This window comes from Bradyrhizobium sp. CCGB20 (genome assembly GCF_024199855.1).
GTDB lineage: Bacteria > Pseudomonadota > Alphaproteobacteria > Rhizobiales > Xanthobacteraceae > Bradyrhizobium.
Window position 1 is genome coordinate 3,026,444 of sequence record NZ_JANADN010000001.1, and the last position, 11,919, is coordinate 3,038,362.

Consider the following 11,919-nt stretch of genomic DNA (forward strand, 5'->3'; position numbering starts at 1 on the left):
GCCGTAGGGTGGGCAAAGGCGCGTAAGCGCCGTGCCCACCTTCCTGAGGTTTGTCGGGAAAGTGGTGGGCACGCTTCGCTTTGCCCACCCTACGAAGTCTGCGATGAGGCCGCGTTTCCCTAAAAATTCACCCGGTTCGAGATCGCGCCGTCCACGACGAGATTGGAGCCCGTGGTGAACCCCGACACCGGGCTTGCCAGAAACACCGCCGCGCTTGCGATCTCCTGCGGCGTTGCCATGCGGCCGGTCGGATTGCGCTTCATCGCGTCGTTGTAACGCTCGGGCATGTTCTGCTCGATCATGTTCCAGACGCCGCCCTTGAAATAGACGGTGCCGGGCGAGACCACGTTGACGCGGATTTTCTTCTTGGCGTATTGCCGCGCCAATCCTTTGGCCATGTGGATCAGCGCGGCCTTGATCGGGCCGTAGGAGCTGGCGAGATCGGCCTGCGCCGCCGAGATCGAGGAGATGATGACGAAGGCGGCATCGCCACTTTTTTCGCCGCTGGCTTCGAGGAACGGCCGCGCGCCGTCGAACGCATGCACGGCGCCGAGCACGTCGAGCCGGAAGTTCTGCTCCCACGACGCCGCGTCGTGGCCCTGCGCCATCGCGCCGGCATTGGCGAACAGCAGGTCGACGCCGCCAAGCTCCTTTGCAGCGCTCTCGATCCAGGATTTCAGCGCCGCGCCGTCGGTGACATCGACCGGACCGCCGGTGGCGCGGATGCCGCTCGCTTTCAACTCGGCGACGGTCGCGGCCACCTGATCCGCGTTGCGCGCGCACACCGCGACATTGGCGCCTTCACCGGCCAGCGTCGCCGCAATCGCCCGCCCGATGCCGCGCGTTCCGCCGAGCACGATGGCGTTTTTTCCTTTGAGACCGAGATCCATTGTTTGGTTTTCCTTGTTGTTGGTCGCGCGGAGTGTAGTTGTTTAGGCGAGGATGTCGAATTCGTTCGCGGTGTCATACCCCGCGAAAGCGGGGTATCCAGTACGCTGTGACGTCTCGGCTCTATTACCAGCGCCTCTGGAATACTGGATCATCCGCTTTCGCGGATGATGACACCGCGCGTGATGGAGAACTCGCGCCGTCATTCCGGCGAGGCCCCCACCGGCGGGCCGCCGGGCGGGCGGTGCAGGAAGGTCAGCGAGGCGTAGGCGCCGGCCCAGGAGCCGATCGCCGCGAAAGCGACATAGAAGGCATTCTCCGTGTAGCTGATCACGGCGTAGGAGGAGAGCATGTACCAGACCGCGCTCCAGTTCGCGGCCGACATGCGCTTGCGCGCGATTACGGCCGAGGTGAACATGACATAGACTGCGTCGGTGGCCGCCGTTGCGATGAACACGGCGCCCGCGGTGAGGGGATCGATGGCGGCCATTGCATTCCTTTATGTGCTAATGGATGGTCGCAGAAAAACTAAGGGAGAGAAGCGGTCATGCAAAGCCCCGCCGGCATTCTCAGCGACATTTGGACCTCTGTCGGTGGCGACGGCGCCGCGCTCGAACATGTGCGGCTGACCGGTGAAGAACCGCAAATTCCGTCCTCGTTTCGCGTCGCCGTCGCCGGACAGACGACGATCGCTGCTGCGGGGCTCGCTGCAGCCGAAATCTGGCGGCTGCGCAGCGGAGAGGCGCAAGATGTCTCCGTCGACATGCGCCACGCCGTCGCCGAATGCCGCTCCGAGCGTTATCTGCGCCTCGACGACAAGCCGCCGCCGCCGGCCTGGGACGCGATCGCCGGCGTCTACAGGACCGGCGACAACCGCTTCGTCCGCTGCCACACCAATTTCCCACATCATCGCGATGCCGTCTGCAAGGTGCTGGGCTGCGAGCCCGAGCGGGAAAAAGTGCAGGCTGCGCTGATGCAGTGGAAGGGCGAGGATTTTGAAACCGCGGCCTATGCTGCGGGCGGCGTCGTTGCGTTGATGCGATCTCACGACGAATGGTCTGCGCTGCCACAGGCGCGCGCCCTCGCCGAACTGCCGCTGATCTCGATCGAGAAAATCGGCGATGCTCCGCCGAAGCCGTGGCCAAAGGGCGATCGTCCGCTCGCGGGCCTGCGTGTGCTCGATCTCTCCCGCGTCATCGCAGGCCCCGTTGCCGGCCGCACGCTCGCCGCGCACGGCGCCGACGTGCTGCTGGTCTCGGGGCCCGAGCTGCCCGCCATTCCCTGGCTCACCATCGACACCGGCCGCGGCAAGCTCACGACTTTCATCGAATTGAAGAGCGAATCGGGCAGGGCGCAGATGCGCGAGCTGCTGAAGGGCGCCGACATCTTCTCGCAAGGCTATCGTCCGCGCGCGCTTGCAGCCCTCGGCCTTTCACCGGAGGATGCGGCGGAGATCAATCCCGGCATCGTCTATGTCACGCTGTCGGCCTATGGTCACTCCGGTCCATGGGCCGAGCGGCGCGGCTTCGATTCACTGGTGCAGACCGCGACCGGCTTCAATCACGCCGAGGGGCAGGCCGCCGGCATCGACGGTCCGAAGGAGTTGCCGGCGCAGATGCTCGACCATGCTACCGGCTATCTGATGGCGTTCGGCGCGATGATGGCTAGGGCGCGCCAGGCGAGCGAAGGCGGCAGCTGGCACGTGCGCGTGTCGCTGGCGCAGACCGGGCGCTGGCTGTGGAATCTGGGCCGGCTCGACGGCGGTCTGAACACCCCGGATCTTACGGGCGAGGCCGTACATGCTGCGTTCATCGAGACCATGCCATCTGGCTTCGGCACGTTGAAGGCGGTGCGCCATGCGGCGCTGCTGTCGACAACGCCGGCAGGGTGGAGCCGTCCGGCGATGCCGCTCGGCAGTCATCCGGCACGATGGCCGGAGCAAAGCTGACGTGAAGCTGACGCATCGCAATATTTTAACGCAAACGGAAAGGCGTTCCTCGTTTTTTAGGTTGTTTGAAATCCCAATTCGGCACTATTAGCGCGACCGATAAGGCAGTCGTCTGCCGAGATCGTCGCAGACACGACCGGGCCCCATGGTAGTTGAAAATACCAAGCGATTGCAGGTGTTTACAAAACGACGGGTGATTTCATCCGTAGTTTTACTGGCACTCGCCGGCGCCGGTGCCTATGGCTTCGTCTATGCGGGGGCCAAGGAAAAGAAGCACTCCGAGCTTTCCAGTCAGTCGCGCAGGAATGCGCAGAACTTCACGCCGACGCCGTCCGAGTGGGCGACGCTGACGATCGAGCCGGTCAAGGCCAAGACCTTCCGGGCCGAATATGTCACCGAGGGCAAGGTCGCGGTCGACGAGGACCGCTCGACGCCGGTGTTCTCGCCCTATGCGGGCCGGGTGACCAAGCTGCTCGCCAAGCCGGGCGAGATGCTGAAGCAAGGTCAACCGCTGTTCACAATCGAGGCCGCCGACACCGTGCAGGCCCAGAACGATTTCATCGCGGCGATGACCGCGCAGAACAAGGCGAAGTCGGCGCTCGAGCTTTCCGACCTCCAGTTCAAGCGCGCCAAGGATCTCTACGAGGGCCGCGCCATTCCGCTGAAGGACTATCAGCAGGCGGAAGCGACCCAGGTCCAGGCGCAGAACGACATGCGCTCCTCGGGGACGGCGCTGGAGGCCGCGCGCAACAAGCTGCGCATCCTCGGCTTCACCGACGAGACCATCAAGGCATTCCTGGAGAAGGGCACGATCAATCCGGAGCTCACGATCTATTCGCCGATCTCCGGCACCGTCGTGCAGCGCAAGATCGGCCCGGGCCAGTACGTCAATTCCGGCGCCAGCGATCCGGTCTTCGTGGTCGGCGATCTCTCCACGGTCTGGCTCACCGCCTTCGTGCGCGAGAGTGATGCGGCCGCGGTGTGCATCGGGCAGGACATCACCGTCAACGTCATGGCGCTCCCGGGCCGTCCGCTCACCGCGAAGATCAACTATGTCGCCGCCGCGATTGATCCGACCACGCGCCGCCTGCTAGTCCGCGCCACCATCGACAACAAGGACGGGCTGCTCAAGCCCGAGATGTTCGCCAACGTCACGATCTATTCGGCCGGCGACCGTGCCGCGCCCGCGGTGCCGAAGCAATCGCTGATCTACGAAGGCGACCAGGTCCGCATCTGGGTTGCGCGCGAGGACAAGTCGGTCGAGCTGCGCCAGATCAAGATCGGCCTCATCAACGGCAACCTCGTCGAGGTCACCAGCAATTTGAAGCCCGGCGAGCAGATCGTCGTGAAGGGCAGCCTCTTCATCGACCGCGCGGCGTCCGGTAGCTGATCGACGACCCAAGAAAATTGAAGACCTGAATGGATCGTCTCGTCGCCCTTGCCGTCAACCGGCGCTTCCTGATGGTGGGCATGTTCGTCGCCGTGATCATCGGCGGCCTGATCGCGTTCAACCAGCTCAACATCGAGGCCTATCCCGACCCGACCCCGCCGATGGTCGACATCGTGACGCAGAGCCCCGGCCTGTCGGCGGAAGAGATCGAGCGCTACATCACGATTCCGATCGAGACCCAGGTCGCAGGTTTGAAGAACCTCACGACCATCCGCACCATCTCGCTGTACGGACTGTCCGACGTCAAACTCCAGTTCTCCTTCGCCTATACCTATGACGAAGCCTTGCAGCAGGTGCTGAACCGCCTGGCACAGCTTGCGCCGCTGCCGGGCAATGTGCAGCCGCAGATCTCGCCGCTGAGCCCGATCGGCGAAATCTTCCGTTATCGCCTCGTCGGTCCGCCGAACTACAGCGTGCTCGACCTCAAGACCATCCAGGACTGGATCCTCCAGCGCCGTTTCCGCGCCGTGCCCGGCGTGATCGACGTCACCGGCTGGGGCGGCAAGAGCAAGACCTACGAGCTCCAGGTCGATTTCAACAAGCTCGTCGCCAACGGCCTGACGCTGCCGCAACTGCTCCAGGCGGTCGGCAATGCGAACGTCAATGTCGGCGGCAACACCGTCAATATCGGCCAGCAATCGGCCGTGGTGCGCGGCGTCGGCCTGATCCGCTCGATCGACGACCTCGCCAACACCATGGTCTCGCAGACCAACGGCAATCCGGTGCTGGTCAAGGACGTCGCCACCGTCACCGTCGGCCAGAAGCCGCGTCTCGGCATCGCCGGCCTCGACGATTCCGACGACATCGTGCAGGGCATCGTTCTGATGCGCCGCGGCGAGCAGAGCTCGCCGACCATCAAGCGCGTCCACCAGCTCGTTCAGACCATCAACAACTCGAGCATCCTGCCGCCCGGCGTGCGCATCGAGCGCATCTACGACCGCGGCGACCTGATCGAGCTCACCACCCACACCGTGCTGCACAACATGGTGGTCGGCATTCTGCTGATCGTGCTGTTGCAGTGGATGTTCCTCGGCGATCTGCGCAGTGCGCTGATCGTCGGCGCCACCATTCCGTTCGCGCTGTTCTTCGCCGTGATCATCCTGGTGCTGCGCGGGGAATCGGCGAATTTGCTGTCGGTCGGCGCGATCGACTTCGGCCTGATCGTCGACGCCACCGTCATCATGGTGGAGGCGATCTTCCGGCGCCTGACGCAGACGACGCCGACGTCGGAATCCGAGCAGATGTCGCCGGAGACGCTGTTCGGCATGAAGAGCCATGCCATCCTCAGCGCCGCGGCCGACGTCTCGCGCTCGATCTTCTTTGCCGCCGCGATCATCATTGCGGCCTTCCTGCCGCTGTTCACGCTCTCTGGCGTCGAGGGCAACATCTTCGGGCCGATGGCGCGCACCTATGCCTACGCGCTTGCCGGCGGTTTGCTCGCCACCTTCACGGTGACGCCCGCGCTATCGGCGATCATCCTGCCCGCGCATGTCGAGGAGACCGAGACCAAGGTCATGCTGATCCTGCACCGGATCTACATGCCGGTGCTGAATTGGGCCGTCGCCAACCGCGGCATCATGCTCGGCGGCGCCGTCGGTCTCGTGCTGATGACGGTGGCGCTCAGCCGGCTGCTCGGCCTGGAATTCCTGCCCAAACTCGAAGAGGGCAATCTCTGGATCCGCGCCACGCTGCCGCCGACCATCTCGCTCCAGGAAGGCAATTCCTACGTCAACGAGATGCGCAAGGTGATCCGTGCCCGGCCCGAGGTCGAATCCGTGGTGTCGCAGCACGGCCGCCCCGACGACGGCACCGACGCCGCCGGTTTCTTCAACGCCGAATTCTTCGCGCCGCTGAAGCCCGCCAGCCAATGGCCCGGCACGCGTGACAAGGAAGAGCTGACCGCGCAACTGCTCAAGCAGCTCGACGACCGTTTCCCCGGGGTCGAGTTCAACTTCTCGCAATATCTCCAGGACAACGTCTCCGAGGCCGTCTCCGGCGTGAAGGGCGAGAACTCGATCAAGCTGTTCGGCAGCGATCTCCAGGCGCTCACCGACACCGCCAACAAGATCAAGTCGGTGCTGGCGACCGTGCAGGGCGTGACCGATCTTGCGGTCTTCACCTCGCTGGGACAGCCGACCGTCCAGATCGACATCGACCGCGCCAAGGCCGCGCGCTACGGGCTCGCGCCCGGCGACATCAACGCCACCATCAAGGTCGCGATCGGCGGCGATACCGCGGGCGATCTCTACGAGCCGGGCTCCGACCGTCACTTCCCGATCATCGTCCGCCTCGCGCCGGAATATCGCCGAAGCGCGGAAGCGATCCAGAATTTGCGCATCGGTGCGCCCGGGCCGAATGGTACCGTCACGCAGATTCCCTTGAGCGAGGTCGCCACGATCAGCCTCGTCTCCGGCGCCGCCTATATCTACCGCGAGCAGCAGGAGCGCTATCTGCCGATCAAGTTCTCGGTGCGCGAGCGCGACCTCGGCAGCGCGATCCGCGAAGCGCAGCAGAAGATCGCCGATCAGGTGCAGCTGCCGCCCGGCTCGCACATGGAATGGGTCGGCGAGTTCGGCAACCTCCAGGACGCGATCCGGCGGCTGTCGATCGTGGTGCCGATCTCGCTCGCGCTGATCGGCGTGCTGCTCTGGTTCAATTTCGGCTCGATGACCGACACCCTGCTCGCCATGAGCGTGATTCCGATGGCGATCTTCGGCGGCGTGCTCGGTCTCCTGATTACCGGCACCGCCTTCAGCGTCTCCGCCGCGATCGGCTTCATCGCGCTGTTCGGCATCGCCGTGATGGACGGCATCATCATCCTGTCGCAGTTCAACCAGCTCATCGAAGAAGGCATGGACCGCGTGAGCGCGGTGATACGCACCGGCGAATTGCAGCTCCGGCCGGTGCTGATGACGTGCGTCGTCGCCGGCGTCGGCCTGCTGCCGGCGGCGCTGTCGGAAGGCATCGGCTCGCAGGTGCAGAAGCCGCTCGCCGTCGTCGTCGTCACCGGCATGATGCTCGCGCCGGTCGTGATCCTGGTGACCCTGCCGGTCCTGATCTCGTTCTTCTCGCGGCGCGCGCGCTGAGCGCGGGCGCCGCTGCGATTCAAAAACCGTAGAGCCGTGCCGGATTGTCGACCAGGATCTTCTTGCGCACATCCGCATCCGGCGCCCACACCGGAAGCTGGTTGAGCAGGCGACCGTCGTCGATCTGGTAGAACGGCGCGATGTCGGTGGCTTTGCGTCCCTCAACATGGCTTGAATCCGGATGCGGCCAGTCGGTGCCCCAGACGATGCGGTCGGCATTGGCCGCGATCAGCGCGCGGGCATAGGGAACCATGTCCTGATAGTCGGGCGCGAGCCTTGACGAGCGATAGGCTCCCGAAATCTTCACATAGGCCTTGCCGGATTTGACGAGCGCGACCAGGTCGGAAAATCCCGGCTGCTCCAGTCCGAGCGAAGCCTCGAGCCCGCCAAAGTGGTCGAACACGGCGGGCACCGGTGCGGCCAGCACGAGGTCCTTGATCGCCGAGATCATCGGCAGCGTCGTATAGAGCTGCACATGCCAGCCGCGCGCCTTCATGCGTTCGACCGCCGCGGTGAAGCGGGTCCGGCCGACATCGGGATCGTTGACGCCGTCGGTGGCGAGATTGATGCGGATGCCGCGGAAGCCGTCAGCCTGCATCGCATCAAGCGCGGCTTCCGTGGTCTTGTCGTCGATCACGGCCACCCCGCGCGCGGTGGCGCCGCGCGCCCTGATGCCGAACAGGCTGGAGGAATTGTCGGCGCCATAGACGCTCGGCGTCACGATCACCACGCGTTCGATATGCAGCGCCTTGTGCAGCGCCGCCATCTCTTCAGGGCTCGCCGGTCCCGGCGTATAGACGCGCCCCGCGAAGAACGGAAACTTTTCGACGTCGCCATGGATGTGGGTGTGGCAGTCGCAGGCGTGCAGCGGAACGTCGAAATTAACGGGCGTCGCGGGCTGCGACGCCCGCGCGAGGGCTTTGCTGGTCATGGGGACTCCGGCGGTAAGGGAGGCAAGCAGGACGCTGCGTCGGTTGAGATGGTTTCTCCCCCTGTTTGGTTCATTTGAGATCGGAGACAACAACATATCGATCGCGAAGTCACCCCATGTCAGTCGCCCGAAACTGCGCTACCTCGCGATCGAGATAGGGACTGCTCGGACAAGTTGCAATTTAGTGGCCGCGTCAAATATACTCCAGTCCTGGGGGCGAAGATGGGCGATTGGTATCTTTGGGATGGGAGCGAAAACAATGGCCCAATGGACTGGAGCGAGGTCGGCGATCGCATTCAGCGCCATTCCAATCCAGACCTGATCAGGGTTTGGCGGGATGGCTTGGTTGGTTGGAAGACGATTGCAGAGGCTTTGGCCGTAGTCGGCACCGGCTCGCTCGGGGCGGCCAAATTGGAACGCGCCGACGAAGCCCCGCAGTCACCAGTAAGTCGAAATATCGTGGCGAAACACTGGAAAGGCGAATTTCCGCTTGGCATTTCGTACTGGGTCGTCGGCTTAGGCAGCAACATTCTTGCCGGGGTCGTCATCGGTCTGTTGGGTGCCTTCACGCGAGGGTCACACAATCCAACCCGCATCTTCGTGTTCTATGTCTTGCTTTGGTCGTCCATCGCCTGTCTCTGCATCTGGCAATTCGTTGGTACTTGGCGATCCGCTCAACGTCGCAAGGGTGAACGTGCAGCGATGGGAAAGCGCGCGGTGTGGGCCTGGACCGCGCAATTCATGATCTGCCTCGGAGTCTTGAATGCCGTCGTTGTGTTTGTCAGAACGGCGATTCCGCAGATCGCAGAAGCGACGAGTATCGCGTTTATGGATGACCCGCGGATACCGTCCTACTCGATCAGGCTCCTGAACAACGGATCAGAAATTGAAATTTCCGGCGGTATCAAGTTTGGCCTCTCGACCGATTTTGAGAAGATTCTGAACGCGTCACCCGGCGTGGGGACAGTTCACCTGGACAGCATCGGCGGCCGAATTGGCGAGGGCGAGAGGCTGAGCGCCATCATCAAGAGCAGGGGCTTGGACACTTATGTCGAGGCCAATTGTATGTCCGCCTGCACCCTGGCATTCGTTGCCGGCCGTCAAAGAGTCCTGAAGAAGGGCGCCCAACTGGGTTTTCATCGGGCAGCCTTTGCCGGAGATGACGGGTTGGACGATAGCGCCGAGCGTTCGATCTACAAGGCAGCCGGAATAAGCAGTTCCTTCATAGAGCACGCTTTGGTGACGCGGAACGCGGACATGTGGAGCCCGTCAGAAGCGGAGTTGCTGTCGGCCCGCGTCGTGACCAGAATATCAAGTGGTGACGAATATGCGTTTGGCGGAACGGGCGGAAGGTTCACGCGAGACGATTGGGACAAGGTGCTTCAGAACTCTGCGTCAATGTACAGGGCGTTGAAGCAGGCTTACCCGCAGACGTACGACGAGATACTGGATATCGTCACGCAGGGCACGTCGAAAGGAATTGCACGAGCCGAGCTGACCGGGCAAGCTCGTGCCAAGGTGACCGAGATCATAGGGAAGCTGCTACCCTTGGCGGACGATTCCGTTTTGATCGATTTTGGAAAGCTTGTCATCGACCAGTACAGCGCAGTTCAGGCGCAGGACGGCGCAGCCTGCTATAGATATGCGTCGGGCCAACCGGATCAAAATCTCATCAAACTGATTCCGGCGCGCTTGGCCGAGCGCGAAGTGGAGTTGAACGCACGAATTATCATGTCGGCGCAAAAGCGCCCTGATCCTGTCAGCAACGATCGATCTTGGGAGAAGATCCGGGCAGGCCTTAATCTAAGGGGATATACGGACAATGACCTCGAATTGCTGAATGGTAAATCGGTCGGTGCCGCGGACTACGTGCGCTACTGCGACGTCGCAATAGCGTTGTATCGCGAGATCACGAGCCTCCCGCCGACGGAGGCTGCTGGCGTGCTTCGCGAATTCCTCTCCTGACGGGGCGGTTGTCGGCGCGCCGATGGCGCCGGGCTCGATCGCACCAAGGTAGGCGGTCGCGAAAGCCCGGATGCGGATATGGGGCGCGGACCTCTACTGCCCCGACGGGGTGCGCAGGCCGTGCCAGGCGTCGCGGACCTGCTGGTAGTGCACCTCGGGCAGATAGTCCGGCGTGTTGAGGCTCAGCGTCTTGACGTCGAGATGGCCGACCGCGCTGAGCAGCGTGTAGGAGGCGATCACGCGGTCGCGCAACGCGCCGATCAGGCGGGCCTTGGCCTGGATCAGATCGGCCTGCGAGTTGAGCACATCCACCGTCGTGCGCTGCCCGCCGGCGGCCTCGCGCTGCACGCCCTGGAGCGCGACGGTCGCCGCCTTCACCTCCGACTCGGAAGCGGAGACCGTGATCTTGGCGCCTTCATTGGCAACCCAGGCACTGGTCGCCGCCGTGCGCGCCTGGTTGCGCACCTGGTCGAGCACGAGCCGGCTCTGCGCCGTGATCTCCTTGGCCTGCCGGGTCTGCGCGGCGGCCTGTCCGCCGTCGTAGATCGGCGCGGTGACGTTGGCGACGATCGAGGCTTGGTCTTCGGCGAGGGTGCTCAGCGTCGGGTCGTTGCTGCGGCTCTTGCTGGCGCTGCCCTGGAGGCTGGCGCTCGGCAGCAGCGCGCCTTCGGCGATCCGGATATTGGTGGAGGCGACATCGACGTCGTAGCCCGCCGCCATCACCGCCGGATGCTGGCGGATCGCCATCGTCAGCGCATCCTCGCGGCTCTTCGGCAGATAGCGGTCGACGACTTCGGCGGCCCGCAGCTGCGACGGCGCATTGCCGATCACCTGCGCGTAGACTGCCTGACTCACCGCCAGCGCGACCTCTGCGGCGTTGAGATCGGCAAGGCCGCGATTGAGTCGCGCCTCGGCCTGGGCACTGTCGGTCGGCGTGACGTCGCCTGCGTTGAGGCGGCGCTGGGTGACGGCGAGCGTCTCGCGCAGGAAGGCGACGTTGGAACGTTGCGCCTCGACCAGCGACTGGTTGGCCAGCACATTGGTGTAGGCGGTGACCGCGTCGAGCAGCACGCCCTGGCCGACATTGCGCAGCGCCTCGCGGCCGGACTGCACCTGAAGTTCCGCGGCGCGTACGCTGTTGGCGGTGCGGAACCCGTTGAACAGGGTCTGCGTCACGGTGACGCCGATGACCCACGGTTTCAGATTGGCGGTCTGGATGGTGTTGTCGGGCAGCAGATTGCGCACCGATTGCAGGCCGGCGCTGAGGCTCGCCACGATCTGGGGGCGGTAGCCTGCGAGCGCCTGCGGCACGTTCTCGTCCGTGGCACGTTGCCGCGCACGTTCGGCATTGAGCTGCGGATTGGTCTGGTAGGCTTTTGCAAGCGCCTCCGGCAGGGCTTCCGCCCGTGCAGCGGAGGGCAGGGCGCAACAGAGCGCCAGCGTGGTCCATGTCGCAAGCACAGAACCTACGCCCGATCGATGCCGCGTCGTCACGCGACCAGCTCTGGCGCCACGCCCAATCATGTAATCCCGCTAAATCCCGGCTGTCCGCCCCCGCCGACGGTGGCCCTCTTAACTGTTTAACCAGCCGAGGTCCCGCAGGCAAACTGCCGCGGGGAAAACCCCCATCTATTCCGTGCTTGTTGCAGGT

Annotated in this window: 8 protein-coding genes; 4 read left to right on the plus strand and 4 right to left on the minus strand. The window is 63.9% G+C overall.

The features are described from left to right. Positions 1–119: 119 nt before the first annotated feature. Positions 120–890, minus strand: a complete 771-nt coding sequence (locus NLM15_RS13965; protein ID WP_254117628.1) for an SDR family NAD(P)-dependent oxidoreductase — start codon at positions 888–890, stop codon at positions 120–122. Positions 891–1,090: 200 nt separating this feature from the next. After that, entirely contained in the window at positions 1,091–1,378 is a 288-nt protein-coding gene (locus NLM15_RS13970) for a hypothetical protein (protein ID WP_092256720.1), read from the minus strand. Between the two features lie 57 nt (positions 1,379–1,435). Here NLM15_RS13970 and NLM15_RS13975 point away from each other — a divergent pair, with 57 nt between their 5' ends. The 3 genes from NLM15_RS13975 to NLM15_RS13985 all read left to right on the plus strand — a co-directional run bounded on the left by NLM15_RS13975 (position 1,436) and on the right by NLM15_RS13985 (position 7,372). After that, positions 1,436–2,836, plus strand: coding sequence for a CoA transferase (locus tag NLM15_RS13975; protein ID WP_254117629.1), 1,401 nt, complete (start codon positions 1,436–1,438; stop codon positions 2,834–2,836). A 145-nt stretch (positions 2,837–2,981) separates the two neighbouring features. Next, entirely contained in the window at positions 2,982–4,226 is a 1,245-nt protein-coding gene (locus tag NLM15_RS13980; RefSeq protein WP_254117630.1) for an efflux RND transporter periplasmic adaptor subunit, read from the plus strand. A 29-nt stretch (positions 4,227–4,255) separates the two neighbouring features. Beyond that, positions 4,256–7,372, plus strand: coding sequence for an efflux RND transporter permease subunit (locus NLM15_RS13985; RefSeq protein WP_254117631.1), 3,117 nt, complete (start codon positions 4,256–4,258; stop codon positions 7,370–7,372). A 19-nt stretch (positions 7,373–7,391) separates the two neighbouring features. On the opposite strand, the gene NLM15_RS13990 is transcribed toward NLM15_RS13985, so the two are convergent. Then, positions 7,392–8,303 (minus strand): amidohydrolase family protein, encoded by a 912-nt coding sequence (locus NLM15_RS13990; RefSeq protein WP_254117633.1) that lies wholly within the window; start codon positions 8,301–8,303, stop codon positions 7,392–7,394. Positions 8,304–8,525: 222 nt separating this feature from the next. On the opposite strand from NLM15_RS13990, the gene NLM15_RS13995 reads away from it, so the two are divergent. Next, positions 8,526–10,268 (plus strand): hypothetical protein, encoded by a 1,743-nt coding sequence (locus NLM15_RS13995; protein WP_254117635.1) that lies wholly within the window; start codon positions 8,526–8,528, stop codon positions 10,266–10,268. Between the two features lie 93 nt (positions 10,269–10,361). Here NLM15_RS13995 and NLM15_RS14000 read toward each other — a convergent pair whose 3' ends face one another. Further along, a complete protein-coding gene (locus NLM15_RS14000) occupies positions 10,362–11,792 on the minus strand; it encodes a TolC family outer membrane protein (RefSeq protein WP_254117636.1) in 1,431 nt (476 codons plus the stop codon). Between the last annotated feature and the right edge of the window lie 127 nt (positions 11,793–11,919).